Raw genomic sequence first — 25,011 nt, 5'->3', positions numbered from 1 at the left:
ATGGTCCACTTCCTGGGAGTGCCCGAGGGGGTTCGGGCCTGCGTTGTTGGGGGGACCTGGGATGTACTCGGTCGTGGCGTGCGGCTTTTCGCCGGCCCGGCTCGAGTGGGTGGCCGACCCCTCGTCCGTGACCGTCCTGCCCTCGCCACAGGACCCCGAGTTCGTGCCCCGGGCCTTCGAGGCGCTCTCCGAGCGCCCCTTCGAGCGGGCCCTCCTCGTCCACGAGTCGAACCCGCTGGCCACCCGTCGCACCCGCACGCTCCGCGCGATGCTGCAGACCTCCGGCGTGGTCCCCGTGCCGCTGCGCCGCCCGCTCACCGGGCTCGCCGCGCACGCCACCTGGCTCGCCGGGCTCGCCGCCCGTGACGTCCCCGCCGGACTCGCACTGACCGCGGTCCCGATGATGGAGGCCCGGCTGCCGACGTACGCCGTCACCACCTCGGTCGCGCGGCTCGCGCTGCCCGAGGTCAAGATCCACCACCACGTGCTCTCCTGGCTGCCCGGCACGACCTTCGGGGTCGTCGCCGACACCGGCGTGCGGCTCGGCTCCGGCGCCCCCGAGCCCGGGCCCGGGCCCACCAACGACGAGAGCGCCGACCTCGTCTGGAGCGGCGACCGGCGGCTCGAGCCGCGGCTCGACCGCACCCGCCCCGGACGAGTGCTCGAGAGCCAGGAGCTCCGCCCCGAGGGCGACCGCCCCTGGTGGGGCAACGCCCGTGCCTTCGAGCACACCGTGGTGCCGCGTGACGTCGACGGCTTCGTCGCCGCGCTCCACGACTCCACCCCCGCCTCGTGCCCGCAGTGCGGCGAAGCCGTGCGCGGCCACTGCTCGTTCTGCAACTCCAGGGAAGGTGTCGCCGCATGAACCCGCGCCAACGTCGAGGAGTGCTCTTCCTCGCGTTCGCCGTCGTCGGAGCCGTCGCGGTCTTCTTCTCGGTGATCGGCTACGTCAACGACGTCGAGAGCCAGGTCGGCAACCGGGTCGTGGGGTACGTCGTCACCGACGACGTCGACGCCTACCAGGTGCTCACCGAGGACGACCTCGAGCAGGTCGAGATCCCGCAGCGCTGGCTCCCCGACGGCGCCGTACGCCGGCTCGCGGACCTCGCAGGGCAGGTGACCGCCTCGAAGATCTCGGAGGGCACGCTCCTCCAGGCGAGCAACCTGGTGCCGCGCCCCAGCCTCGAGGCCGGCCAGCGGGAGATCGCGATCCTCGTCGACGCCGAGACGGGCGTGGCCGGCAAGGTCCAGCCAGGCGACTTCGTCGACGTGTGGGCGACGTTCGACGAGGGCGTCACCGGCTCCGGGCCCCGGACGAAGCTGATCGCGCAGGGGCTGCTGGTCATCGACGTCGGCGTGCAGGTGAGCCGCGAGAAGGCCAGCTCCACCGGCGCGGTGTCGGAGGGGCAGGCGGTCCCGGTCACCTTCGCCACCGAGCGCGAGCAGATCCAGGCGCTGTCGTTCGCCGAGAGCTTCGCGGTCGAGACCCGGCTCGCGCTCCGGCCCCCGGGAGACGGCAGCGTCGTCCCGGGCGACCAGCGGACCTACGAGGAGACCTTCGCGGCTTCAGGAAGGGGCACCCCGTGATCGCCCGTGTCGTGCTCGCGATCAGCCGCGAGGACCTGCGCAGCCAGACGATGGCGTCGCTCGCCGAGATGCAGGACGTCGAGGTGCTCGGCGTCGTCGAGAACAGCAACGACCTGCTGCTCGCGATCGACACCAACGCCGAGATCGACCTCGTCGTCCTCGACGACCAGATCGGCGCGCTGCCCTACCTGGCGCTGACCCGCGAGCTGATCGCGCGCCAGCCCGACCTCGGCGTGCTGCTCCTGACCGCCGACCCGTCGCCCGCCTTCTACGCCTCCGCGATGGACGCCGGCGCCCGCGCGGTGCTCGAGGCGCCGCCGTCGGTCGACGAGCTCGCCGGCCGCATCCCGACGATCATCGGCTGGCAGCGCCAGGTGCGGGGGATGGGTGCGACCGGGCTGGCGGCGCAGAGCCCCGCAGGCCGGCTGATCGCCTTCACCGGCGCGAAGGGCGGCGTCGGCACCACCACGGCGGCCCTGCACGCCGCGCTCCTCGCGGCGGCGGCCAGCACCGCGCGCCGCGTCTGCCTCATCGACTTCGACCTCCAGCAGCGCGGCGTGCGCCAGCTGCTCGACCTCAACGGCCGGCGCACGGTCATCGACCTCGCCAACGTCGCCGACAGCCTCACCGGCCGCAACCTCGACGAGGCGGTCTTCGTCCACCAGAGCGGGCTGCGCGTGCTGCTCGCGCCGACCCAGGGCGAGCAGGCCGAGGACATCACCAGCGAGATCGCCCGGCAGGTGCTCGCCGCCGCGAAGTCCCACTTCGACCTCGTGATCGTCGACTGCGGCGCGGTCGTCACCGAGGCCAGCGCGGTCGGCATGGAGTTCGCCGACGACATCCTGCTGGTCACCACCTCCGACGTCCCGTCGCTGCGCGCCTCCCACGACAAGATCGAGCTGCTCTCGCGGCTCCAGGTCGCCAAGAGCAGCGAGGTCCACCTGCTGTTCAACAAGGTGAGCCCGCGCAACGAGGTGCAGCCCGAGCTCGGCCGCCGGATGACCGGCGCGCAGGCCTGCAAGGTCACCCTCCCCGAGGACTGGCGCCGGCTCGAGCCGGTGGCGAACTCGCTGTCCCCGCTCGAGCTCGAGGACGGCCCCTTCCGCCGCGCGGTCGTGGCGCTCGGTCGCGAGCTCGGCCTCGGCGCGGAGCGTCCGCGTCCCGAGCCGGTGGTCGCCGAGGCCGCGACCGGCACCGACGGCGCGCCGCCGCCGGTCCGCCGCCGCGGGCGCCGCCGCGCCAAGGACGAGGCCGGCCAGGTCACGATCGAGGCGATGGTCGGGATCGTCGCCGCGATGCTGATCTTCCTCGTCCTCATGCAGACCGCGCTCTACGCGATCGCCACCGTCAGCAGCCGCCGGGCGGCGGACGCGGCCGCGATCGTCGGGAGCCGCGGGGGCAGCAACTCCGAGGCCCTGAGGGCCGCGGAGCAGCGCACGCCTGGGATGTACCGGGTGCACGTGAAGCGGCACAGCGACGAGAAGTGGGAGGCCCGGCTCGAGGTCCCCTCGCTGGTGCCGTTCCTCGACCAGGACATCAGCGCCACCGCCGCCGCGACGGACTGAGGGGAGCAGATGAGCCAGCGAGCGCGCACCGAGCGGGGCCAGGCGACGATCGAGATCCTCGGGATCATCCCGATCGCGGCACTGATCCTCGGCGGCATCATCCAGCTGTTCCTCGTCGGGTACGCCGCGGTGTCGGCCGAGTCCGCGTCCCGGCTCGCCGCCCGCGAGTACTCCAAGGGCGCCTCCGCCGGGGCCGCCGAGGCCGCCGCACGCGCCGAGATCGGGTCGCTCTTCGAGCCGGTCGTCGAGGTCGCCCCGGGCAACCTGTCGGACGACTCCGAAGAGCCGGCGGTCGGCGACGGCACCGGGCTCGACGACCCCGTCTCCGCCCGGGTCAGCGTCAAGGTGCCGTTCCTCGGCATCGGCGTGGAGAACCTGAACATCCGGGTCACCCGCTACACCGTCATGCCGCGGACGGAGGACTGAGCCGTGTCGCTGCGCAACCGTCAGGCCGACCTGACGCTGAACTCCGTCGTCGACGACAACGGTGTCGCCTACCTCAAGACGCTGCTCCTGCAGGAGGTCGACCTCAGCGAGCTCTCCGCGCTCTCCGACGACCAGCGGCGGGCCCGGCTCGAGCGGGTGGTCAGCCACCTGCTCACCCGCGAGGGGCCGCTGCTCACCAACCGCGAGCGCGGACTGCTGGTGCGCCGCGTCGTCGACGAGGCGCTCGGGCTCGGCGTCCTCGAGCCGCTGCTCCGCGACGAGACGATCACCGAGATCATGGTCAACGGCCCCGACCAGATCTACGTCGAGCGCTCCGGCAGGCTCCAGCTGCTGCCGGTGCGGTTCAGCTCCGAGGAGCAGGTCTACCAGGCGATCGACCGCATCGTCGCCGGCGTCAACCGCCGCGTCGACGAGTCCAGCCCGATGGTCGACGCGCGGCTCCCCGGCGGCGAGCGCGTCAACGTCATCGTCCCGCCGCTCGCGGTCGACGGCCCGTCGATCACCATCCGCCGGTTCCCGCGGCCCTACTCGGTCAACCGGCTCATCGAGCTCGGCTCCTTCGACGAGGACACCGCCGCCCTGCTCTCCGGCATGGTCCGCGCCAAGCTCAACGTCGTCGTCTCCGGCGGCACCGGCTCCGGCAAGACCACGATGCTCAACGCGCTCTCGTCGTTCATCCCGCGCGACGAGCGCATCGTCACCATCGAGGACGCCGCCGAGCTCTCCCTGCAGCAGACCCACGTGATCCGGCTCGAGGCCCGGCCGGCCAACGTGGAGGGCACCGGCGAGGTCACGATCCGCGACCTGGTCCGCAACAGCCTCCGCATGCGCCCCGACCGGATCATCGTCGGTGAGACCCGTGGCGGCGAGGCGCTCGACATGCTGCAGGCGATGAACACCGGCCACGAGGGCTCGTTGGCCACCGTGCACGCCAACAGCGCGAAGGATGCGCTGCTGCGGTTCGAGACGCTGGCGACGATGGCCGACACGGTCCTCCCCGAGGCGACGCTCCGCGACCAGATCAACAGCGCCATCAACGTGATCGTGCAGCTGACCCGGCTCGCGGACGGCACCCGGCGGGTCACCGAGATCGCCGCGGTCACCTCCACCCACAAGGAGGACTACGCCCTTCAGGAGATCCTCCGGTTCGAGGCGGACGCGTGGGGCGGCGCCGGCCGGGTCACGGGGCGGTGGGTCACCGGCTCCCTCCCGGCCCGGTTCGCCGAGCGGCTCCGGCTCGCCGGCCAGCGGCTCCCGGCTGCCTTCCGCGAGGACGGCTGAGCCGTGCGGATCTCCGTCATCATCCTTCTGCTGCTCGGCACGCTCACCTTCGTCGTCGTCGGCCTCGCGGCGCTGCTGCGCGAGCGCGCCCGCCAGCAGTCGTTCACGGTGCTCACCAACATGGAGCGGCGCAGCTGGCTGATCCGGTTGCGGCGCACCGCCGAGCGCCGGCTCGTGCGCACGTCGTACGGGCGGAGGCTGCGGTGGCAGCTCGACAACGCCGACCTGTCGATCCCGGTCGCGGACGCCGTCCTGGGCAGCACGCTGGTCGCGCTGCTCGTCGCCGTCGTCTCCTTCAACATCGGCGGCCCGGTCTTCATGCTGATGATCGAGGCGCTGCTGTTCTTCGGCGTGCGCGCGTGGTTCCGCCGCCGCGAGGAGCAGCGCCGGGCCAAGTTCATCGAGCAGCTCCCCGAGCTGGCCCGCCTGCTCGCCAACGCCACCAGCGCAGGGCTGTCGCTGCGCGCCTCGCTCGGCGTGGCGGCGCAGGAGAGCATCGACCCGGTGCGCAGCGAGCTCGCCCGCGTCAACGACGAGCTGGCGCTCGGCGCCAGCATCGACGGGGCGCTGGAGCGGATGGTCGACCGGCTGCCGTCCCGCGAGCTCGGCGTGCTCGTCAACGTGCTGGTGATCCAGGCTCGAGCGGGTGGCCGTATCGTCACCGCGCTGCAGGGGATCACCGAGGCGCTCGAGGTGCGGCGCGACCTGCGCCGCGAGGTGAACACCCTGCTGGCGGGCTCCAAGGCGACGGCGTTCGCGGTCGCGATGCTCGCCGGGCTCATGGTCTTCCTCGTGCACAGCTCGATCGACGGCGGGCTCCGCACGCTGCTCGCCAACCCGATCGGCCTGGTCATCTTCTTCGTCAGCACCGGGCTGTTCCTGTTCGGCATGGCGATGATCCGCCGGGCGACGAAGGTCGACGTCTGATGGCGCTGCTGCTCGGCACCCTCACTCTCGGTGTCCTCGTCCTCGCTGCGGTCGGGCTGCGGATGGTCCGCGACCCCGGCGTCGCCTACGCCTCCAGCGCCTACACGGTCGAGAGCACCGCGCGCGAACGGCGGAGCCTGGTCGGCCGGTTCCTCGAGTTCCTGGACCGCGCCGTCGGCGGCCGCGTGCTCGGCCAGGTCTCCGGCGGCACCCGCGACAAGCTGCGCGACGCGATCGCGCGCGCCGGGACGCCCGGCGGGCTGACCGTCGAGGCGCTGATCCGGCGGCAGGCCACGTGGGCGTTCCTGGGCGCGGTCTCGGCGCTGATCCTGCTCGCCAACGGCATGGTGCTGGGGCTGGTCGCCCCGGTCGCCGGCTGGTTCCTGCCGCGGCTCGGGCTGTGGTCGCAGGGGCGTGCCCGCGCCGCCGCGATGGAGCGGGAGCTCCCCGACTTCCTCGACGTGCTGGCGGTGACGATCAGCGCCGGGCTCGGGTTCCGCGCCGCGCTGCGCCGGGTCTCGACACTGGTCGGCGGTCCGGTCAGCGAGGAGATGCTGGTGACGCTGCGCCAGATCGACCTCGGCGCCTCGCGCCGCCAGGCCTTCGAGGACATGCGGGACCGCACGGCCGCCCCGTCGCTGCACCACTTCGTCACCGCGTTCCTCCAGGCCGAGGAGCTCGGCACCCCGCTGCGCGGGTTCCTGGAGAGCTACGCCAAGGAGCTCCGGCGTACGGCGGGGCAGCGGGCGCGCACCGCCGCCGCCCGGGCCAACCCGAAGATCAGCCTGCTGCTCACGCTGGTGATCATGCCGGCGCTGTCGCTGTTCATGATCGGATCGCTGGCGCTCATGGCGTTCGGGCTGTGAGGCCGCGGTGAGGACGGCGCCGTGAGGGACGAGACGTTCGAGCGGGTCCGGTCGATGACCGGCATCGCACGGACCCTTCTCGACGTCCGGATCCTGCTCGGGCTGGTCGCCGTCTGCTGGCTGGTGCTGCGCGGCGAGGAGCCGTGGCTGGTGGCGGGGGTGGTGGCCGCGATGGGGTGGCTGCTGCTCGCGCTGCTGCGCTGGCGCACCGTCGGGCTGGTCATGTGCACCCACCCCGCGGTGCTCGCGGTCGACACCCTCGCCTGCCTGGCAGCACTCGCCGCGACCGAGGTGATGAGTCCGTTCCTGCTGCTGCTGGGCAGCGGCGCGCTGATGACCGGGCTGTGCCTGGACCGCACCGGCGCCTGGTTCTTCTCGCCGCTGCTGGTCGCCGGCTGGTGGTTCGTCTACACCGTGAACCCGCCGGACATCCTGCGCACCTCCGACGTGTTCCTCCAGATAGTCGCGGTCCCCGCCCTGCTCGCCGGGGTCGCCTTCCTGGGCGTGGGGATCCGCTCGTCGGTGCTGCGCGCGGCCGAGACCGAGCGGCTGCTCCGCGAGGAGATGCGCAGCACCGGCGTCGCCGAGGAGCGCGCCCGGATGGCGCGGGAGATGCACGACTCGCTGATCAAGTCGTTGCACGGACTCGCGATGCTCGCCGACAGCCTGCCGGCATGGGTGGAGCGCTCGCCCGAGCGCGCCGGCACGGTGGCGCGGCAGCTCTCCGAGCTGATCCGCACCGCCGGCCGGGAGTCGCGCGAGGTGGTGCTCGCGATGCGGCGCACCGACGCCCGCAGCTCGGTGGCCGAGCAGGTGCGGCAGACCGTCGACCGGTGGCGCGACACCGCGGGGCGCCCGGTCGGGCTCACCGTCGACCCGGAGGTCACCCTCGCCACGGAGTCGGCCTACGAGCTGGTCGCGATCCTCGGCGAGGCGCTCGAGAACGTGCGGCGCCACACGCCGGAGGACAGCTCGGTGGAGGTCACGCTCGCGGAGGACCACGGCTGGGCCTCGCTGGCCGTCACCGACAACGGGCCCGGGATGCCGCCCGAGCGGGCCGCCGACGGGCTCGCGGGGCACTTCGGGCTGCGGGGGATGAGGGAACGGGCCGCCCGGGTCGGCGGCCGGCTGACCGTCACGAGCCGGCCGGGGGTCGGCACCACGGTCGACGTGCGGCTGCCGGCGGCGGTCGAAGGAGCGGAAGAGCAGCGGGAGCTGACGAGGGAAGGGGGAGTCCGGTGAGCGTGAGGGTCCTGCTGGTGGACGACAACCCGGTCGTGCGGATCGGGCTGCGCAGCCTGCTCGAGCTCGACGACCGGATGGACGTGTGCGGCGAGGCGTCGTCGGGCCAGGAGGCGGTGGCGGTGGCCAGCCGGGAGCGCCCGGACGTGGTGCTGCTCGACGTACGCATGCCCGGGAGCGGGGGGCTCGACGTCCTGCCGGCGCTCACCCAGCTGTCGCGGGTGCTGATGCTGACCTACAGCGACGAGCCCGCGGTCGTCTCCGAGGCCTTGCGCGGCGGCGCGACCGGCTACCTCGTGCACGGCGCGTTCCAGAGCGACGAGCTGGCGATGGCGATCATCGACACCGCCGAGGGGCGCCCGCGGCTCTCGCCGGCGGCCGCGTCCGTGCTGCTGCAGGGGTTCCACGGCGGCGGCACCGCGGTCGCGGAGGCGCCGGCGACCCACGACCGGGCCGAACCCACGGTGGTGCCCGAGGTCGTCAAGCAGCACGCGCTGAGCCGCCGCGAGGTGGAGATCTGCCGGCTCCTCGTCGCCGGGATGAGCAACGGCGACATCGCACGCCGGCTCTTCATCGAGGAGAAGACCGTCAAGAACCACCTCAACCGGATCTTCGCCAAGCTCGGCGCGGCGAACCGGGCCGAGGCGATCGCCACCTGCCTCGGGACCAGGAGGGGCGCCTGACCCGGGAACGGGCCCGCACCTTGGGCCCGGATTGGGCCCTGGGGCCCTCGGGGGCCCGGTTCCGGGCACCTACCTTCACGTCACCTCGCCGACAAGCACCGGCACCGGAACCCACGGAGGAACCATGAACGACCTGCTCACCCGCATCCAGGCCACGCTCCTCGTCTTCGGCGCCCGCCGCGACGAGCGCGGGCAGACCACCGCCGAGTACGTCGGCATCATCGCCTTCGTCGCGCTGCTCATCGTCGCGCTGATGGGCACCACCGACCTGTTCGGCAGCCAGGTCAACTCGATCGTCACCGCGGCCTTCGGCAAGATCAAGGAAGCCCTCGGCTGATGTTCCGCCGACGTCGCGCGGGAGAGGAGGGCCAGGTCACCCCGGCCCTCCTCACCGCCGTCATCGGGGGGTTCGCCCTCGCGGTGGCGTTCGTCTCCTTGCAGGACGTGCTGGACCAGAGCGGCCGGGCGGCCACCGCCTCGGACGCCGCGGCCCTCGCGGTCGGCCAGGAGCACGAGGAGGCCCTCCTGGGCGTCTTCGGCAGCGGCGTCGGCAACCAGCTCGGCCAGCTGGCCGGGCTCCTGAGCGGCACCCCCACCCCGCGCGCCTCCGCGGTCGCGCAGCAGTACGCCGCGGCCAACGGCGCCGACGTCGTCGACCTCGACTTCGACGGCTTCGACGTCGGCCAGCGCAGGTGGGAGTACACCGTCACCACCCGGCAGAAGGACACCGTCGAGGGTGGTGGCACCACCGCCCGCTCCGAGAGCACCTCCCGGGTCGCGATCACGATCGCGTCCGGGTTCTGCAGCCCCGGCGGGGGCGTCGGCCTGATCGTCAACGGCGTCTGCGCCGGGCTGCCCGACCTCGTCACCCTGTGCGACCTCGAGCTCAACCCGCCGCCACCGCCACCACCGCCACCACCTCCCGAGGAGGAGGAGCCGGGGCCCGGAGGGCCGGCTCCCGAGGAGCCGGAGGAGCCCGAGGAGCCCGAGGAGCCCGAGTACACCCCGCCGCCCGGCCTGGAGGGCGTCGGCTGCGTCAACCCGCTCGAGATCCTCGAGATGGACGTGAAGCTCATCAACTGAGAGGGACGGCTGCCGCGATGACACGCGTGCCCCACCTGCGCCGCACCGAGCGCGGCGCCACGACTGCCGAGTACGTCGGCGTGGTCGGCGTGGTCGTGATCCTGGTGATCGCGCTGGTCGCCCTCACCCCGGTCTTCAGCAGCGACGCGAAGTCGGTCATCGACAAGGCGTTCTGCCGCATCGGCGCACCGCTCGGCTTCGCCGGCTGCAGCAACGACGCGCTCCCGGACTACGTGCCGACCAACTGCACGGTCTCCAGCCACGAGGGCAACGCCGGCGGCAGCGTCTCGATCATCGCCGACGTCGGCGGCGAGAGCGGCTACAAGCTGACCCGCATCCGCGAGCGCCAGGACGACGGCACCGTCAAGGACACCTACGTGGTGCGCACCAAGGGCCAGGTCGGCGGTGGCTACGAGTTCACCCTCGGCGGCGGCGCCGAGGTGAACACCGGCTCGGGCGACACTTCGGCCAAGGCCGGCGGCTCCGCCAAGATCGAGGGCGACGTCACCTGGGGCAAGGAGTTCAAGTTCGACAACCTCGACGACGCCGAGCGGTTCATCGAGCAGTACAAGGACAACTTCGGCGAGTTCGGCAGCGACCCCGAGGGCGCGCCGCCGGCCGACTCCGAGTACTACGAGCTCGGCGCCAAGGGCTCGCTCAAGGGCGAGGTCGGGCCGGCCGAGGTCAGCGGCGGTCTCCGCGGGGTGCTGGGCATCCAGACCTACGAGAACGGCGACCGCAAGGTGAAGGTGGCGATGACCGCCGACGCCGCGCTGAAGATCGGCATCCCGGTGCCGGAGTCGCTGCTCAAGCTCGGGGCCGAGGGCAAGATCAGCGCGATGGTCCTCGCCGACGTCACCTTCGACAAGGACGGCAACCTCGCGTCCTTCGCCGGCAGCATCCAGGCCACCCCGACCGTGGCCGGCGGCGTCGAGTGGAACACCGACCTCGCGAAGCCCTCGACCGGCAAGCACGCCAAGCCGCAGACCCTGCAGGGGCTGACGCTCCCGCCGATCCTGCGGATGGACTTCGGCCGCAACTACGTCATCAACTTCTCCACCGACTTCCGGCGCGACGACGGCAGCTACGACCACTCCGCGATCGACGCGCTGTCGCAGGAGATGGCCGGCTTCATCACCGGCGGCGACGGGATGTCGCCCGAGCAGGCGGCGGCGCTCCACGAGCAGCTCAACGAGCACTCGCAGATCACCTTCAACGAGTACGACTACTCCCGCAACGAGGAGAAGTACGGCGGCAAGGTGAAGGTGCTCTTCGTCAAGGTCGGCGCCGAGGTGCACGTGGTGACGATCGACCAGGACCTGCTCTCTGGGTACTACTACGACCCGGTGCAGGGACTCTGGGCGGAGAACGTGGTGTGCGAGTCGTGAGGACGTCGATGAGGAGCCTGGTGACGGCCGCGCTGGCGGCGGTGCTGCTGCTGAGCGGTTGCGGGAAGGACGAGGCGGACGTGGACGAGTCCCTGAGGTCGTCGGCCTCCCAGCCGTTCGAGCTGGGGGAGGCCGAGGGCGGCACCCGTCCGGTCACCGGTCACGGCATCGTGCTCGAGGTGCCGGAGGGCTGGACGGCGTACGACGAGCAGGAGTCCGCGGACGGCACCACCTACGAGTGGGCCGTCGCGGAACCGGACGGCGACCCCGCCCCGGCGTACGTGCAGTTCAGCATGGGGATGAAGGGCAAGGGCGGCGCCTTCGAGCAGCTCCGCGAGGGGGCGAAGCAGCTCGGCGCGCTCGACGAGGGGTTCGAGCTCCTCGACGAGGGCGAGGCCGACGTGCCCGGAGCCGAGCGGGCGGAGTTCCTCCGCTTCACGCACACGCAGACCTTCGAGGGGCAGGACGCCGTCGTCGAGCAGCTGCAGGTCTTCGTGGAGCTCCCCGAGGGGGAGGTCTCGACGGTCCGGTTCATCGCACCGGAGGGGGAGTGGGAGGACGCCATGCAGGACGTCTACGACAGCTTCGTGGTCGCGCAGTCGGAGGAGGCGTGATCACCCGCCCCGTCGCGCTGGCGCGCGCCCTCATCGTCACCGCCGTCCTCTGGGGCGGGGGTGCGGCCGCGGTGGCCGCCGCCTTCTCCGCGCTCGACGCCTCGGCGACCATCGAGCTCGCCGACCGTGACCGCGCCCAGGTCGTCTGGCTCGGCGCCCACGCGTTCGTCGCCTGCGTCGCCACGCTGGTCGGGGTCGTCCTCGGCGGCAACGCGCTGACCAAGGACCACCTCGCGACCTCCGGGCAGGCGGTGCGGGTCGTCGCCCTGCCCACCCTCGTGCTGGCCGTGGTCGCGGCGTTCGTGCTGGCCGCGACCGGGGTGCTGGAGGGTGCGTCGCTGTGGGCGGTGCTCGCCGGGCTGGCGATCGGCGCCGCCGCAGGTTCGGGCTACGTCCTGTTCACCGGCGACCAGTCGGAGCGTGGCCCCTACGGGCTGCCCGCCGCGCCGCAGAGGGCGAGCCGCAGCTGGAGCAGCCGCTGACGTAGCCTTCGCTCGTGCGGCGTTCCGGGGCTTCGCTGGTGGCGGTCCTGTCTCTCGTCCTCACGGTGCTGGTCGCACCCCGCGCCGCCGCGGAGGAGCCGCCGCTGCGGGTGATGGTGGTCCTCGACGTCTCCGGCTCCATGGGGCGCGACGACGGCACGGGGCGGACCCTCCTCCAGGGCGCCCGCACCGCGCTCGGCGAGCTGGTCGGCTCCCTGCCCTCCGACGCCGTCGTCGGGGTGCGCGTCTACGGCTCGGAGTACGCCGGCAAGGACCGGTCGGTGTCGTGCCGTGACACGCGGCTGCTGGTGGCGCCCCGACGTGTCGACCCGACCAGGATCCGCCGCGCCGCGGACGGGCTCCGTCCGACCGGCGACACCCCGATCGGGCTCGCGTTGCGGCGCGCCCACGCCGACCTCGGCGAGCAGCCGGCCTCCCGGCGCGTGATCGTGCTGGTCAGCGACGGCGAGGACAACTGCAGCCCACCCGACAGCCCGCCCTGCCAGGTGGCGCGCGACCTGACCCGCTCGGGGGTGAAGGTGCAGGTGCAGACCGTCGGGTTCGCGCTCGGCGGCGGCGGCGCGGCCCGCGACGCCCTGCGCTGCATCTCGACGGCGACCGCGGGCCAGTACTACGACGCCCGCAACGCCGACGCGCTCAGCGCCGCCCTGGAGCGGATCAGCGTCGAGTCGCTCGGCGGGCTCGGCTCCGGCACGGCGGTCACGGGCGGGCAGGCGCAGCGCAACGCCCCGCTCCTGGAGCCGGGCGCCTACCGCCTACGGCTGCGCCCCGGCGAGGCGACGTGGTTCCGGTTCCGGGCGCCGGAGGGGAGCCGGCCCCGGGTGCTCGCCACCGTGGAGGGGCAGCTCGCGCTGCAGGTGCCTGCGCAGAACCGCCGGTGCCCGGCCTGGCGGGTGGAGCTCTACAACCCGTACGGCGAGGGCGGGTCGTTCCCGCCGTACGGCAATTCGGGGGACTTCGACGGCGTCGGCTACGGCACCACCGGCGCGAGCTCGGCGGGGCGGCTCTCCCCGCGCAGCCTCGGGATCGACTACTCGGGCACCTGGGCCGTACAGCTCTCGCTCGCCCGGGACACCGCCGACACCTGCTCCGACCACCTGCCCGAGGGCCGTGCCTACAGCGCCCGCTTCTCGCTCTCCACCGGCCGGGGCGGCCAGCAGCCGCAGGAGTCCGCCACGCCGAGCCCGTCCGCGTCACCGGCGCCGGAGGAGGAGGACACCTCGGCCGCCGACAAGTTCCGCAACCCCGTCGAGGAGGGCACCCCGGCATGGCTCTACCCGGTGGTGGCCGTCGGGCTGCTGGTGCTCGCCGCGCTCCTCGCCGGCGGCGTGCTGCTTCTCAGGCGGCGGCGGACGCGAGGCTGGTGAACGTCACCGTCGACCCGGGAGCCAGCCCCCACGCCTCGAACGCGCCGGCCTCCGCCTCGACGACACCGCGGCTGCGCCACCGCCACGGCCCGAGCTTCCCCGGGGGCATCGTGCGGGTGACCAGCACGACGCCCTTGCGGTCGACGTAGGCGACGTCGATCGCGAACCTCATCCGGAAGGTGTGCACCTGCCGGGCCGGGGACAGCCACAACGCACCGTCGAGCCCGGTGCGGCCGAGGAGCCCCTTGCTGCGCGTGCGTGCGGTGGTGGCCATCGCGGCCGGCGCCACGTCGCGCCCGTCGACGACGAGCCGGTGCGTCTGCTCCACGCCGGCCTCAGATCCCGATCGGGTGCCAGACGGTCTTGGTCTCCAGCAGCCACGTCATCCGATCGAGGCCGGGCTCGGCGAGCCAGTCCTCGGCCGCCGGCCGGCGGACGCGCTTGAGGTTGTCCGCCGCTGCGGTCTCCCAGGCGGTGGCGTCCTCGTCGGTCCCCGCACCGGTCAGGTCGATCGCGTTGACGTCCATGTGCGAGGCCAGCGTCGGCGCGGTGTCCGCGAGCGGCCCCGTCAGCACGTTCACCACGCCGCCGGGCACGTCGGAGGTCGCCAGCACCTCGGAGAAGGTGATCGCCGGCAGCGGGCGCAGCTGCGAGGTCGCCACCACGCAGGTGTTGCCGGTGACCACGACCGGGGCGACGACGCTCACCAGCCCCAGCAGCGAGGAGTCCTGCGGCGCGAGGACCGCGACGACACCGGTCGGCTCGGGGACGCTGAAGTCGAAGTACGGCGCCGCCACGGGGTTCGTCCCGCCGACCACCTGGGCGACCTTGTCCGCCCAGCCGGCATACCAGACGAGCCGGTCGACCGAGGCGTCGACGACCGCCTCGGCCTGCCGGCGGGTGCCGCCCTCGGAGCGCATGACCTCCTCGGCGAACTGCGCGCGCCGCCCCTCGAGCACCTCGGCGACGCGGTAGAGCACCTGCCCCCGGTTGTACGGCGTCTTGCCCGCCCAGCCTCCGAACGCCTTGCGGGCCGCCACGACGGCGTCCCGGGCGTCCTTGCGCGAGGCGCGCGAGGCGTTCGCGAGGAACTTGCCGCCCGCGTCGGTGACCTCGTAGGTGCGTCCCGACTCCGAGCGCGGGAACTGCCCGCCGATCGCGAGCTTGTAGGTCTTGCGCACGTCGACCCGGCTCACGCCTTGCCCTCCCAGGTCAGGTACCCCTCGAGGCCGTGCCGGCCGCCCTCGCGGCCGTAGCCGGACTCCTTGTAGCCGCCGAAGGGCGACGTCGGGTCGAACTTGTTGAACGTGTTGGCCCACACCACGCCGGCGCGGAGCTTGTCCGCTGCCCAGAGGATCCGTGACCCCTTGTCGGTCCACACACCGGCCGAGAGACCGTAGGGGGTGTTGTTCGCCTTCTCGACCGCCTCGGCGGGGGTGCGGAAGGTGAGCACGGAGAGCACCGGACCGAAGATCTCCTCCCGGGCGATGCGGTGCGCCTGCGAGACGCCGGTGAAGATCGTCGGCGGGAACCAGAACCCGTTGGTGGGCAGGTCGCACGGCGGCGACCAGCGGCCGGCGCCCTCCTGCTCGCCCACGTCGGAGAGCTCCTTGATGCGCGTCAGCTGCTCGGCGCTGTTGATCGCGCCGACGTCGGTGTTCTTGTCCAGCGGGTCGCCGAGCCGCAGCGTGCCCATCCGTCGCTTGAGCCGCTCGAGGACCTCGTCGGCGACGGACTCCTGCACCAGCAGACGGGAGCCCGCGCAGCAGACGTGGCCCTGGTTGAAGAAGATCCCGTTGACGATCCCCTCGACCGCCTGGTCGACGGGGGCGTCGTCGAAGACGATGTTCGCCGCCTTGCCCCCGAGCTCGAGGGTCACCTTCTTGCGAGTGCCGGCCACCGCCCGGGCGATCTGCTTGCCCACCTCGGTGGAGCCGGTGAACGCGACCTTGTCGACGTCGGGGTGGGCGACGACCGCGCGCCCCGTCTCGCCCGCACCGGTGAGGATGTTGACCACGCCCGGCGGGAGGTCGGCCTGCTGGCAGATCTCGGCGAAGAGCAGCGCGCTCAGCGGCGTGGTCTCCGCGGGCTTGAGCACCACGGTGTTGCCGGCCGCGAGCGCGGGCGCGACCTTCCAGGCCAGCATCAGCAGCGGGAAGTTCCACGGGATGACCTGGCCGGCCACCCCGAGCGGGCGCGGGTCGGCCGCGGGCACGGCGTAGCGGAGCTTGTCGGCCCACCCCGCGTAGTAGAAGAAGTGCGCCGCCGCCTGCGGCACGTCGAAGTCACGGGACTCGCGGATCGGCTTGCCGTTGTCGATCGACTCCAGCACCGCCAGCTCGCGGGAGCGCTCCTGCAGGAGCCGGGCGATGCGGAAGAGGTACTTCCCGCGCTCGCGCCCCGACATCCGGCCCCACGTCCGGGTGTACGCGCGGCGGGCCGCACGCACGGCCAGGTCGACGTCGTCCTCGCCGGCCTCGGCGACCTCGGCGAGCACCTCCTCGGTGGCCGGGTTGACGGTCTTGAACGACCGGCCCCCGGTGGGGTCGACGAACTCGCCGTCGACGAAGAGCCCGTAGGAGGAGCGGATGTCGACGATCGCCGTCGACTCGGGTGCGGGGGCGTACTCGAACACGGTGCCCGTCGGTGTGCTGGTCATGTCAGTCCATCGTCACGTAGTCGGGGCCGGAGTAGCGGCCGGTGCGCATCTTCATCCGCTGCATCAGCAGGTCGTTGAGGAGCGTGGAGGCGCCGAAGCGGAACCAGTCGGGGTCGAGCCAGTCGGTGCCGGCGACCTCGTTGACCATCACGAGGTACTTGATCGCCTCCTTCGCGGACCGGATCCCGCCGGCCGGCTTCACGCCGACCATCCGGCCGGTCGCCTCGCGGAAGTCGCGCACCGCCTCGAGCATCACCAGCGTGCCCGGCATGGTCGCCGCCGGCTGCACCTTGCCGGTGGAGGTCTTGATGAAGTGGGCGCCGGCCATCATCGCCAGCCAGGAGATCCGGCGGATGTTGTCGAAGGTCTGCAGCTCGCCGGTCTCGAAGATCACCTTGAGGTGCGCACCGTGCCCATCCTCTCTGGCGCAGGCCTCGCGGACCGCGACGATCTCCTCGTAGACCTGGAGGTAGCGCCCCGCGAGGAACGCGCCACGGTCGATCACCATGTCGATCTCGTCGGCGCCCGCCTCGACGGCGTCACGGGTGTCGGCGAGCTTGATGTCCAGCGCCGCGCGGCCGGAGGGGAACGCGGTCGCCACGGAGGCGACGTGCACGCCGCTGCCTCCCAGCGCCTCCTTCGCCACCCCGACCATGTCGGGGTAGACGCAGACCGCCGCGGTCGGCGGGCAGCTCGGGTCGGTCGGGTCGGGGCGCATCGCCTTGCTGCACAGGGCGCGCACCTTGCCCGGGGTGTCCTGCCCCTCGAGCGTGGTGAGGTCGACCATCCGGATCGCGAGCTCGAGGGCGAGCTCCTTGGAGGTCGTCTTGATCGACCGCGTGCCGAGCATCGCGGCCCGCGCCTCGGCGCCCACCTGGTCGACGCCGGGCAGCCCGTGCAGGAACCGGCGCAGCGCGGAGTCGGAGGAGGTGGCCTCCGACAGCTCCGTCGGGTCGGGGGTGAGTGTTGCCGTCACCGAGCCAGCATAGGTGCGCAGCCCCCCGCCGGGCACAATCGGGCGCATGGCCTCCTCCTCGCCCGCCGCCACCCCCGTCGAGCGGTTCCGCCCGACCAGCGGCCGGTTCGTGGGTGGTGCCTCGCTGGTCGCCGCGGCGTTCGTGCTGGTGCTCACCGCGGTGACCGAACCGAACCTCACCGGGGTGCGGATCTGCCTGCTCGTCGCCCTCGCCGGGGTGGTGGTGTGGGCGGTGCTGCTGAGGCCCCGCGCGACGGCGTACGACGACACGCTGGTGCTGCACAACCAGGTGAGCGACTGGCACCTGCCGCTCGCGAAGGTCGACGACGTCGCGGTCCGCCACACGCTCAACGTGTGGGTCGGCGGGAAGCGGTACTCCTGCCCCGGCATCGGCCGCGCCTCCCGGCAGATGGTCCGCGGCTCCGACGGGAACCCGACCTCCGTCTTCGCGCGCAGGAACGACGCGCGACAGGGCGGCGGTGACGCGGCCTCGATCGGCGAGGTGGACTACGCGACCTTCGTGGAGAACCGCATCGACGAGCTCGCCCGCATCGCACGGCGCGACGGCGGCGAGCCGCCGGCCGTGCGCCGCTCGTGGGCGGTGCCGGAGCTCACCGCGATGGCGGTGCTCGCGCTCGCCGCCGTGGTGGCGTTCTCGGTCTGAACCTTGGTCGGGCTACAGCCCGGCCGCGTGCGCCAGGTCGGTGCGGATCCGGTCGAGCCGTTGCGCCGCGACGATCCGCGCCGCCCCGACGGCCGCTTCCGCGCCCTCGTCGGCGCGCGTCGCCTCGTCGATCGGGACGACGACCTCCAGGTAGCACTTGAGCTTCGGCTCCGTGCCGGACGGGCGCACGACAACCCGCGCCCCCTCGGCGAGCCGGTAGCGCAGCCCGTCGGTCGGCGGCAGTGACGCCGTCCCCTGGGTGAGGTCCTCGACCTCCTCCACGGCGAGCCCGCCGAGCTCCACCGGCGGCTGCGAGCGCAGCGTCGCCATCGCCTCGCGGATCACCGCGAGGTCGGTCACCCGCACGCTGAGCTGGTCGGTGGCGTGGACGCCGTGCTCGGCGGCGATCTCGTCGAGCCGGTCGGTGAGGGTGCGCCCCTCCGCCTTGAGCAGCGCGGCGAGCTCGACGACCCGCAGGGCGGCCGAGACGCCGTCCTTGTCGCGGACCTGGTCGGGGGCGACGCAGTAGCCGAGCGCCTCCTCGTAGCCGAAGGCCAGCCCGTCGACCCGGGCGATCCACTTGAACCCCGTCAGCGTCTCGGCGTACGCGCGGCCCCGGCTCACGGCCATCCTGCCGAGCAGCGACGAGGAGACGATCGAGGCGGCGTAGACGCCCTCCTTGCCCTGGCGGAGCAGGAAGTCGCCGAGCAGCGCCCCGACCTCGTCGCCGCGCAGCATCCGCCAGCCGTGCAGGTCGGGGACCGCGACCGCGCACCGGTCGGCGTCGGGGTCGTTGGCGACCACCAGGTCCGCGTCGACCTCCGCGGCGAGCGCCATCGCGAGGTCCATCGCGCCGGGCTCCTCGGGGTTCGGGAACCCCACGGTCGGGAAGTCGGGGTCCGGGTCGGCCTGCGCCGGGACGACGTGCGGGGCCGGGAAGCCCGCGCGCCGCAGCGCCTCGACGAGCGTCGTGCCGCCCACGCCGTGCATCGGGGTGTAGACGACCCGGACGTCCCTCGGGCCGGCCGGGTCGGGGAGCGAGGCGACCGCGTCGAGGTAGGCCTCGAGGAGCTCCTCGCCGAGCACCTCACCACCAGCACCGCGGGGTACGTCTGCCAGCGCGCCGACCGCCTCGATCTCGGCGGCGATCCCGCTGTCGGCCGGCGGCACGATCTGGCTGCCGTCGCCGAGGTACACCTTGTAGCCGTTGTCCTGCGGCGGGTTGTGGCTCGCGGTCACCATCACGCCGGCGACGCAGCCGAGGTGGCGGATCGCGAACGCCAGCACGGGGGTCGGGAGCGGGCGGGGGAGCACCAGCGCCCGGAGCCCGGCCCCGGTCACCACCTCGGCGGTGTCACGGGCGAACACGTCGGAGTTGTGGCGGGCGTCGTACCCGATCACGACGGCGTCGCCGTCGCCGGCGCCCTGGGCCCGCAGGTAGGCCGCGAGCCCGGCCGCGGCGCGGGTGACCACCACCCGGTTCATCCGCATCGGCCCGGCACCGAGGGCGCCGCGGAGCCCGGCGGTGCCGAACTCGAGGGTGCCGGAGAACCGCTCGGCGAGGTCGGCGGCGGCTTGGCCCTCCGGCTCCGCCTCGGCAGCGGCGACCAGCGCCTCCAGCTCGGCGCGCGTCTGCTCGTCGGGGTCCTCGGCGGCCCAGGCGCGGGCTCGGTCGAGCAGCATGTCAGCGCTTCCGGGCGACGAACTCGGGGACCTCGCGGCGGAACGCCGCCTCCCGCGCGATCTTGGTGTTCGCGTTGAGCAGCAGCGCGAGCTGCTCGGCGCGCTCCCGGGAGAACACCTTGCGCGGGGTGCTGGTCCAGGTGCCGTCGAAGAGCCGCTTCGCCGCGGCGATCGCGTCGGGGGAGCGGCTCTTCAGCTGCTCCACCAGCTCGTCCGCGGCGGCGAGCGGGTCGTCGGCGAGCTCGGTGACCAGCCCGAGCTCGTGGGCGCGGGTGCCGTCGAAGGTCTCCCCGGTCATCGTCAGCTTCTTCGCGACGTCGATGCCGACCAGCTCGGCGAGGCTCCTGATCCCGGACATGTCCGGGATCAGCCCCCACTTGGCCTCCATCACCGACCACTGCGAGCCGGGCGTGGCGATCCGGAAGTCGGCGCCGAGCGCGATCTGCACCCCGCCGCCGTAGCAGTGGCCCTGGACCACGGCGATCACCGGGACCGGGAGCCGGCGCCATCCCCAGGCGGCCTCCTGGAAGATGTTCGTCCCACGGAGCAGCGACGGCAGGAAGCAGCGCGCGACCTGCTTGGGGTCGCGGAGCGCGGAGGCGAAGTCGAGCCCGGCGCTGAAGGAGTCGCCCGCGCCGGTGAGGACCACCGCCCGCAGGGTCTTGTCCTTGCGGAGCCGGCGGCTCACCGCGGTGAGCTCGGCCAGCATCTCCAGGGTCAGCCCGTTGAGCTTGTCCGGGCGGTCGAGCCAGACCCGGGCGACCCCCTCGTCGAGGGTCCAGGTGACGTTGTGGGCCGAGGTGCTGCTCATGCTGGGTCCTGCCTTTTCCGAGAGTGTCAGATGCGGGGGACGACGGCGCCGAGCAGGTCGCCCATCCGGCTGGCCGCGGCGCGACCGGCCTCGAGGACCTCCGCGTGGTCGAGCGGCTCGGGGCTGATGCCGGCGGCGAGGTTGGTCACCAGCGAGATGCCGAGGACCTCCAGGCCGGCCTCGCGGGCGGCGATCGCCTCGAGGGTCGTCGACATGCCGACGAGGTGACCGCCGAGGATCCCGGCCATCCGCACCTCGGCGGGGGTCTCGTAGTGCGGCCCGCGGAACTGCACGTAGACCCCCTCGTCGAGGGTCGGGTCGACCTCGCGGCACAGCTCGCGGAGCCGGGGGGAGTAGAGGTCGGTGAGGTCGACGAAGTTCGCGCCCTCGATCGGAGAGGTGCCGGTGAGGTTGAGGTGGTCGCTGATCAGCACGGGCGTGCCTGGGCTCCACGACTCCTTGAGCCCGCCGCAGCCGTTGGTCAGCACGACCGCCCGGCACCCCGCCGCAGCGGCGGTGCGGACCCCGTGCACGACCGCGCGCACGCCGTGGTCCTCGTAGAGGTGGGTGCGCCCCAGGAAGACCAGCAGCGACCGGTCCCCGGCGCGCACCGAACGGATCTTGCCCGCGTGGCCGGCCACCGCGGGCGGCGCGAACCCCGGCAGGTCGGCGGCGGACACCTCTGCCACCGTCTCGCCGAGCGCGTCGACCGCGGGCAGCCAGCCGGAGCCGAGGACCAGGGCGACGTCGTGGGCGGCCACCCCGGTGAGGTCGCGCAACCGGTCCGCGGCCTCGCGGGCCGCCTCAGCAGGGGATCGGGTCATCCGCCGACCCTAGTCACAGCCCGCTCGAGCGGCACGGGCGGGCACGGAGCGCGGCGACGTAGTCCACCGGGGCGTCGGCGGCCTCGGCGGCGTCCGCGAGGATCCCGAGGTACGACGCGGAGGGGAGCCCGCCCTCGTAGGCGTCGAGGACGTAGGTCCAGGCCAGCTCCTCGCCGTTCATGGTGGCGATCCGGACCCGGGTCTTGCGGTAGAGCCCGGTGGAGACGCTCTGCCACTGGTCGAGCAGCGCGGCGTCCTCGTCGGTGACGTCGTACAACGCGACGAAGACCTGCTCGAAGTGGTCCTCGACGATGGTGGCGAGCGCGCCGTCCCAGCCGAACTCCTCGCCGCCGAAGGTGAGCCGCCACCCCAGCAGCCACCCCGTGCCCTCGAGCGGGGAGTGCGGGCAGCGCTCGCTCATCAGCCGCGGGTCCATGTTCGGCCCGTACGCCGCGTAGAGGGTCACGGGCGGCAGGGTAGTCGGTGGCAGTCGGTGGTGGAGGGGGTTGGGCCCGGAGGCGGGTGGGAGAATGCCGGCGTGACTCACGTGGCGATCATCGGCGGTGGACCGGGAGGCTACGAGGCGGCTCTCGTGGCAGCACAGCTCGGGGCGGAGGTCACCGTCGTGGACTCCGAGGGCATCGGCGGCTCGGCGGTCCTGACCGACTGCGTGCCGAGCAAGACGCTGATCGCCACCGCGGAGGTGATGACCACCTTCGAGGTGGCCTCCGAGCTCGGCATCGACCTCTCGTGCAACGACCCAGACGCGGAGGTGGCGCCGGTGGTCGACCTCGGCGCGGTGAACCGCCGGGTGCTCGACCTCGCCCGGGCACAGTCCGCCGACATCGCCCAGCGGCTCACCCGTGAGGGGGTCCGCGTCCTCCAGGCACGCGGCCGGCTCGACGGGGCGCAGCGGGTCGTCGCCACGCTGCCCGACGGCAGCGAGGAGACGCTCGACGCCGACGTGGTGCTGGTCGCGACCGGCGCCTCGCCCCGCACCCTCCCCACCGCGCAGCCCGACGGCGAGCGGGTGCTCACCTGGGAGCAGGTCTACGACCTCGACGAGCGCCCCGAGCACCTCGTGGTCGTGGGCTCGGGCGTCACCGGCGCCGAGTTCGCCGGCGCCTACAACGCGCTCGGCATCGACGTCACGCTCGTCAGCAGCCGCGACCGGGTGCTCCCCGGCGAGGACGCGGACGCGGCGGAGGTGCTCGAGGAGGTCTTCCAGCGCCGCGGCATGACGGTGCTGTCGAAGTCCCGGATGGCAGCGGTCGAGCGGAAGGGTGACCGGGTCGTGGTCCGCCTCGAGGACGGCCGCGAGGTCGAGGGTTCGCACTGCCTGCTGGCGCTCGGCTCGATCCCGAACACCGAGGGGATCGGGCTCGAGGACGTCGGGGTGGTCACCGACCGCGGGTTCGTCAAGGTCGACCGCGTCTCGCGGACCTCCGCCCGCGGCGTCTACGCCGCCGGCGACTGCACCGGCGTGCTGATGCTCGCCTCCGTCGCGGCGATGCAGGGCCGGATCGCGATGTGGCACGCGCTCGGCGACGCCGTCCAGCCGCTCAACCTCAAGACCGTCTCCTCCAACGTCTTCACCGCCCCCGAGATCGCGACCGTCGGCTGGAGCCAGCGCGCGGTCTCGGCCGGCGAGATCGAGGCGGAGCCGGTGATGCTGCCGCTCTCCACCAACGCCCGCGCGAAGATGCAGGGGGTGCAGGACGGCTTCGTGAAGCTCTTCTGCCGCCCGGGCACGGGGATCGTCGTGGGCGGCGTGGTCGTCGCCCCGCGGGCGAGCGAGCTGATCCACGCGATCGCCGTGGCGGTCGCGGAGAACCTGACGGCGGACCAGCTGGCCCACGCGTTCACGGTCTACCCGTCGATGAGCGGCTCGGTGGCGGAGGCGGCGCGGCGACTTCACCGCGTCGAGTGACTATTTGACCCGTTCGGGTGGCGTGTCGCGCTTGACTGACGCAGGATGGGACGTCCCACCAGTCACACCACTCACGGAGGCCCCGTGCGGTTGTCCCGCCTCGCCCTTCCCCTGGCCGCTGCCGTCACGGCGGCGCTGCTCGTCCCGTCTCTGACCGGGTCACGCCCCGCCGGCGCAGCCCAGTCCCGGGCCGCGGTGAACGTCGACCAGGTCTACAAGGTGCCGGCCTCCCGCACGTTCACGGTGACCGGCCGGGGCTACGGCCACGGCCGCGGGATGTCGCAGTACGGCGCCGAGGGCGCGGCCCGCGAGGGGCTCACGCACGAGCAGATCCTGGCGTTCTACTACCCGGGCACCGAGCTGTCGAAGGCGAAGGGCCGGATCCGGGTGCTGATCACCGCGGACACCACCTCGGACGTCGTCGTCGTGGCGCGCCCGAAGCTCAAGGTGTACGACGCCGGCTCGAGCACCGTCCACCGGTTGCCGGCCAACGGCGCCGGCCAGTGGCGGCTCCGCGTGACCAACGCCAACCGCAACGTCGTCGAGCACCTCTCGGGCGGCACCTGGAAGCGGTGGCGGACCCTCGAGGGCGAGGGCGTCTTCCGCGCGCCGGGCGGCATCACCCTGGTCACGCCGTCGGGCCGGACCACCTACCGCGGCTGGCTCCACGCGGCCGCGCCCTCCGCCGGCTCGCGTGACCGCGACACCGTGAACGTCCTCCCGCTCGACGGCTACGTCAAGGGCGTGGTCGCGCGGGAGATCCCCGCGTCGTGGTCGCCCGAGGCGGTCCAGTCGCAGGCGGTGGCGGCCCGCACGTACGCCCTCTCGCGCCGCAAGGGCACCGGCCACTACGACCTGTGCGACACCACCGCCTGCCAGGTGTACGGCGGCAAGGACGACGAGCACCCGGCCAGCAACAAGGCCGTCGCGGAGACCGCACGGCAGGTGCTCACCCACGGCGGCAAGCCGGCGTTCACCGAGTTCTCCTCCAGCAACGGCGGGTGGACCGTCGCGAGCTCGATCGCCTACCAGGTCGCGAAGAAGGACCCCTACGACACCTGGAGCGGCAACCCCAACCGCAGCTGGTCGGTGAAGGTGGGCGCGGCAGCGATCCAGAAGGCCTGGCCGAAGGTCGGCAAGCTGCAGCGGATCAAAGTCACCTCGCGCGACGGCAACGGGTCGTGGAAGGGGCGCGTGCTGAAGATGAAGCTCGTCGGCAAGAAGGGCAGCGTCACGGTGAGCGGCGACGACTTCCGCTGGACGTTCCGGCTGAAGTCGAGCTGGTTCACCTTCAGCTGACCGCGCCCGGCGCGAACTCCACGACCAGCGCGACGCCGGCCGCGACGAGCAGCACGGCGGCACCCTGGAGCGAGCGCCGGTAGCCGGTGCTGCCCAGCCGGTCCCGCCCGCGCGCGACGAGGACGGCGAGCACCGCCTTCGCGCCGACCAGCGTGACGTAGAACCCGGCGACCAGGGCGGCGCCGTCGACGTGGGACTCCCGCCACGACCGGACCGTCATCGGCCCGAGCGCGGTGGCCCACGCGACCCACGGGTGCGGGCTGAGCAGGTTGACCGTCACCGCACGCCGGAGGGCGGCGGGGAGACTCACGCCGCCGCCCTCGGGGCGCACCGTCGCGGCGCCCGCCTCGCGCCACGTGGTGACGCCGGACCAGGCGACGTAGAGCCCGCCGAGGACCCCGACCACCGGGAGCACCCGGGTGGGCAGGTCCTGGAGCACCAGGATCACCGTGGCCACGATCAGCGCGTCGCTGACCAGGGGAGCGGCGGCGGTCAGCACCCCGGCGCGCCACCCGGAGCGGAGGCTCTCGGTGACCACGAGCGCCAGCAGCGGCCCGGGGCTCACCCCGGCGGCGAGCCCGAGCGCGAGCCCCACCGCCAGCGCGTCCATGG

At 73.2% G+C, this 25,011-nt stretch carries 27 protein-coding genes; 18 read left to right on the top strand and 9 right to left on the bottom strand.

Going from position 1 to position 25,011, the window contains the following annotated elements:
* Positions 1 to 61 precede the first annotated feature (61 nt).
* From FIP57_RS01220 to FIP57_RS01150, 15 genes are all read left to right on the top strand, one after another.
* Positions 62 to 865 (top strand): hypothetical protein, encoded by an 804-nt coding sequence (locus FIP57_RS01220; RefSeq protein WP_148571120.1) that lies wholly within the window; start codon positions 62 to 64, stop codon positions 863 to 865.
* Positions 862 to 1,587, top strand: coding sequence for a Flp pilus assembly protein CpaB (gene cpaB / locus FIP57_RS01215; protein WP_148571117.1), 726 nt, complete (start codon positions 862 to 864; stop codon positions 1,585 to 1,587). Before FIP57_RS01220 ends, cpaB begins: the two co-directional genes overlap by 4 nt.
* Positions 1,584 to 3,152, top strand: a complete 1,569-nt coding sequence (locus tag FIP57_RS01210) for a CpaE/TadZ family protein (RefSeq protein WP_148571115.1) — start codon at positions 1,584 to 1,586, stop codon at positions 3,150 to 3,152. Before cpaB ends, FIP57_RS01210 begins: the two co-directional genes overlap by 4 nt.
* A gap of 9 nt (positions 3,153 to 3,161) precedes the next feature.
* Positions 3,162 to 3,578, top strand: coding sequence for a TadE family protein (locus FIP57_RS01205; protein ID WP_148571113.1), 417 nt, complete (start codon positions 3,162 to 3,164; stop codon positions 3,576 to 3,578).
* Between the two features lie 3 nt (positions 3,579 to 3,581).
* Entirely contained in the window at positions 3,582 to 4,880 is a 1,299-nt protein-coding gene (locus FIP57_RS01200; protein ID WP_148571111.1) for a TadA family conjugal transfer-associated ATPase, read from the top strand.
* Between the two features lie 3 nt (positions 4,881 to 4,883).
* Positions 4,884 to 5,807 carry a type II secretion system F family protein gene (locus FIP57_RS01195; RefSeq protein WP_148571108.1) on the top strand — a complete coding sequence of 308 codons (924 nt, stop codon included), beginning with the start codon at positions 4,884 to 4,886 and terminating at the stop codon, positions 5,805 to 5,807.
* Positions 5,807 to 6,673, top strand: a complete 867-nt coding sequence (locus tag FIP57_RS01190) for a type II secretion system F family protein (RefSeq protein ID WP_148571106.1) — start codon at positions 5,807 to 5,809, stop codon at positions 6,671 to 6,673. Before FIP57_RS01195 ends, FIP57_RS01190 begins: the two co-directional genes overlap by 1 nt.
* A gap of 21 nt (positions 6,674 to 6,694) precedes the next feature.
* The gene (locus FIP57_RS01185) at positions 6,695 to 7,915 is read left to right on the top strand and encodes a sensor histidine kinase (protein WP_148571104.1); all 1,221 of its coding nucleotides are present in this window, start codon (positions 6,695 to 6,697) and stop codon (positions 7,913 to 7,915) included.
* Complete coding sequence (locus FIP57_RS01180; RefSeq protein ID WP_203230982.1) at positions 7,912 to 8,598, top strand: response regulator; 687 nt, start codon at positions 7,912 to 7,914, stop codon at positions 8,596 to 8,598. The genes FIP57_RS01185 and FIP57_RS01180 overlap by 4 nt, the downstream gene beginning before the upstream one ends.
* 124 nt (positions 8,599 to 8,722) lie before the next feature.
* Positions 8,723 to 8,935, top strand: a complete 213-nt coding sequence (locus FIP57_RS01175) for a Flp family type IVb pilin (protein ID WP_148571102.1) — start codon at positions 8,723 to 8,725, stop codon at positions 8,933 to 8,935.
* Positions 8,935 to 9,681, top strand: coding sequence for a hypothetical protein (locus FIP57_RS01170; RefSeq protein WP_148571099.1), 747 nt, complete (start codon positions 8,935 to 8,937; stop codon positions 9,679 to 9,681). The genes FIP57_RS01175 and FIP57_RS01170 overlap by 1 nt, the downstream gene beginning before the upstream one ends.
* 17 nt (positions 9,682 to 9,698) lie before the next feature.
* Positions 9,699 to 11,069, top strand: coding sequence for a hypothetical protein (locus tag FIP57_RS01165; RefSeq protein ID WP_148571097.1), 1,371 nt, complete (start codon positions 9,699 to 9,701; stop codon positions 11,067 to 11,069).
* An 8-nt stretch (positions 11,070 to 11,077) separates the two neighbouring features.
* Positions 11,078 to 11,683, top strand: coding sequence for a hypothetical protein (locus tag FIP57_RS01160; protein ID WP_148571095.1), 606 nt, complete (start codon positions 11,078 to 11,080; stop codon positions 11,681 to 11,683).
* Positions 11,680 to 12,165, top strand: coding sequence for a hypothetical protein (locus FIP57_RS01155; protein WP_148571093.1), 486 nt, complete (start codon positions 11,680 to 11,682; stop codon positions 12,163 to 12,165). The genes FIP57_RS01160 and FIP57_RS01155 overlap by 4 nt, the downstream gene beginning before the upstream one ends.
* 14 nt (positions 12,166 to 12,179) lie before the next feature.
* Positions 12,180 to 13,553: a vWA domain-containing protein gene (locus FIP57_RS01150; protein ID WP_148571091.1), complete on the top strand. Its 1,374-nt coding sequence runs from the start codon at positions 12,180 to 12,182 to the stop codon at positions 13,551 to 13,553.
* On the opposite strand, the gene FIP57_RS01145 is transcribed toward FIP57_RS01150, so the two are convergent.
* The 4 genes from FIP57_RS01145 to deoC are packed head-to-tail and all read right to left on the bottom strand — an operon-like array spanning position 13,525 to position 17,188.
* Entirely contained in the window at positions 13,525 to 13,881 is a 357-nt protein-coding gene (locus FIP57_RS01145) for a DUF192 domain-containing protein (RefSeq protein ID WP_203230981.1), read from the bottom strand. The two genes, FIP57_RS01150 and FIP57_RS01145, sit on opposite strands and share 29 nt — an antisense overlap.
* A gap of 7 nt (positions 13,882 to 13,888) precedes the next feature.
* Positions 13,889 to 14,749: an aldehyde dehydrogenase family protein gene (locus tag FIP57_RS01140; protein ID WP_148571088.1), complete on the bottom strand. Its 861-nt coding sequence runs from the start codon at positions 14,747 to 14,749 to the stop codon at positions 13,889 to 13,891.
* A complete protein-coding gene (locus FIP57_RS01135) occupies positions 14,746 to 16,212 on the bottom strand; it encodes an aldehyde dehydrogenase family protein (RefSeq protein ID WP_203230980.1) in 1,467 nt (488 codons plus the stop codon). The genes FIP57_RS01140 and FIP57_RS01135 overlap by 4 nt, the downstream gene beginning before the upstream one ends.
* Before the next feature lies 1 nt (position 16,213).
* On the bottom strand, positions 16,214 to 17,188 hold the full coding sequence (deoC, locus tag FIP57_RS01130; RefSeq protein ID WP_238993199.1) for a deoxyribose-phosphate aldolase: 975 nt from the start codon (positions 17,186 to 17,188) through the stop codon (positions 16,214 to 16,216).
* Between the two features lie 46 nt (positions 17,189 to 17,234).
* On the opposite strand from deoC, the gene FIP57_RS01125 reads away from it, so the two are divergent.
* A complete protein-coding gene (locus FIP57_RS01125; protein ID WP_148571083.1) occupies positions 17,235 to 17,852 on the top strand; it encodes a hypothetical protein in 618 nt (205 codons plus the stop codon).
* Between the two features lie 12 nt (positions 17,853 to 17,864).
* Here FIP57_RS01125 and FIP57_RS01120 read toward each other — a convergent pair whose 3' ends face one another.
* Genes FIP57_RS01120 through FIP57_RS01105 form a run of 4 tightly spaced genes read right to left on the bottom strand, consistent with a single transcriptional unit; the run spans position 17,865 to position 21,636 of the window.
* On the bottom strand, positions 17,865 to 19,535 hold the full coding sequence (locus FIP57_RS01120; protein WP_148571081.1) for a phospho-sugar mutase: 1,671 nt from the start codon (positions 19,533 to 19,535) through the stop codon (positions 17,865 to 17,867).
* Between the two features lies 1 nt (position 19,536).
* On the bottom strand, positions 19,537 to 20,346 hold the full coding sequence (locus FIP57_RS01115) for a crotonase/enoyl-CoA hydratase family protein (RefSeq protein ID WP_148571079.1): 810 nt from the start codon (positions 20,344 to 20,346) through the stop codon (positions 19,537 to 19,539).
* A gap of 26 nt (positions 20,347 to 20,372) precedes the next feature.
* Positions 20,373 to 21,170: a purine-nucleoside phosphorylase gene (locus FIP57_RS01110; RefSeq protein WP_148571076.1), complete on the bottom strand. Its 798-nt coding sequence runs from the start codon at positions 21,168 to 21,170 to the stop codon at positions 20,373 to 20,375.
* Between the two features lie 13 nt (positions 21,171 to 21,183).
* Positions 21,184 to 21,636, bottom strand: coding sequence for a gamma-glutamylcyclotransferase (locus FIP57_RS01105; protein WP_148571074.1), 453 nt, complete (start codon positions 21,634 to 21,636; stop codon positions 21,184 to 21,186).
* A 72-nt stretch (positions 21,637 to 21,708) separates the two neighbouring features.
* Between FIP57_RS01105 and FIP57_RS01100 the strand changes: the two genes are divergently transcribed.
* Both FIP57_RS01100 and FIP57_RS01095 read left to right on the top strand, forming a co-directional pair.
* Positions 21,709 to 23,100, top strand: coding sequence for an NAD(P)H-quinone dehydrogenase (locus tag FIP57_RS01100; protein ID WP_148571072.1), 1,392 nt, complete (start codon positions 21,709 to 21,711; stop codon positions 23,098 to 23,100).
* An 84-nt stretch (positions 23,101 to 23,184) separates the two neighbouring features.
* Positions 23,185 to 24,399, top strand: coding sequence for a SpoIID/LytB domain-containing protein (locus FIP57_RS01095; RefSeq protein ID WP_148571070.1), 1,215 nt, complete (start codon positions 23,185 to 23,187; stop codon positions 24,397 to 24,399).
* Here the strand turns inward: FIP57_RS01095 and FIP57_RS01090 are convergent.
* A complete protein-coding gene (locus tag FIP57_RS01090; protein ID WP_148571068.1) occupies positions 24,392 to 25,009 on the bottom strand; it encodes a LysE family translocator in 618 nt (205 codons plus the stop codon). The two genes, FIP57_RS01095 and FIP57_RS01090, sit on opposite strands and share 8 nt — an antisense overlap.
* Positions 25,010 to 25,011 lie beyond the last annotated feature (2 nt).

This window comes from Nocardioides caldifontis (assembly GCF_008087345.1).
GTDB classification, from domain to species: domain Bacteria; phylum Actinomycetota; class Actinomycetes; order Propionibacteriales; family Nocardioidaceae; genus Marmoricola_A; species Marmoricola_A caldifontis.
Note: the sequence above shows the minus strand (reverse complement) of the source record. Positions and strands in the feature narration are given on the sequence as shown.

Coding starts and splice junctions, on each gene's coding strand:
- FIP57_RS01220 (WP_148571120.1), top strand. CDS start 62: ATGTACTCGGTCGTGGCGTGCGGCTTTTCGCCGGCCCGGCTCGAGTGG.
- cpaB (WP_148571117.1), top strand. CDS start 862: ATGAACCCGCGCCAACGTCGAGGAGTGCTCTTCCTCGCGTTCGCCGTC.
- FIP57_RS01205 (WP_148571113.1), top strand. CDS start 3,162: ATGAGCCAGCGAGCGCGCACCGAGCGGGGCCAGGCGACGATCGAGATC.
- FIP57_RS01190 (WP_148571106.1), top strand. CDS start 5,807: ATGGCGCTGCTGCTCGGCACCCTCACTCTCGGTGTCCTCGTCCTCGCT.
- FIP57_RS01175 (WP_148571102.1), top strand. CDS start 8,723: ATGAACGACCTGCTCACCCGCATCCAGGCCACGCTCCTCGTCTTCGGC.
- FIP57_RS01170 (WP_148571099.1), top strand. CDS start 8,935: ATGTTCCGCCGACGTCGCGCGGGAGAGGAGGGCCAGGTCACCCCGGCC.
- FIP57_RS01165 (WP_148571097.1), top strand. CDS start 9,699: ATGACACGCGTGCCCCACCTGCGCCGCACCGAGCGCGGCGCCACGACT.
- FIP57_RS01160 (WP_148571095.1), top strand. CDS start 11,078: ATGAGGAGCCTGGTGACGGCCGCGCTGGCGGCGGTGCTGCTGCTGAGC.
- FIP57_RS01135 (WP_203230980.1), bottom strand. CDS start 16,212: ATGACCAGCACACCGACGGGCACCGTGTTCGAGTACGCCCCCGCACCC.
- FIP57_RS01125 (WP_148571083.1), top strand. CDS start 17,235: ATGGCCTCCTCCTCGCCCGCCGCCACCCCCGTCGAGCGGTTCCGCCCG.
- FIP57_RS01120 (WP_148571081.1), bottom strand. CDS start 19,535: ATGCTGCTCGACCGAGCCCGCGCCTGGGCCGCCGAGGACCCCGACGAG.
- FIP57_RS01115 (WP_148571079.1), bottom strand. CDS start 20,346: ATGAGCAGCACCTCGGCCCACAACGTCACCTGGACCCTCGACGAGGGG.
- FIP57_RS01110 (WP_148571076.1), bottom strand. CDS start 21,170: ATGACCCGATCCCCTGCTGAGGCGGCCCGCGAGGCCGCGGACCGGTTG.
- FIP57_RS01090 (WP_148571068.1), bottom strand. CDS start 25,009: ATGGACGCGCTGGCGGTGGGGCTCGCGCTCGGGCTCGCCGCCGGGGTG.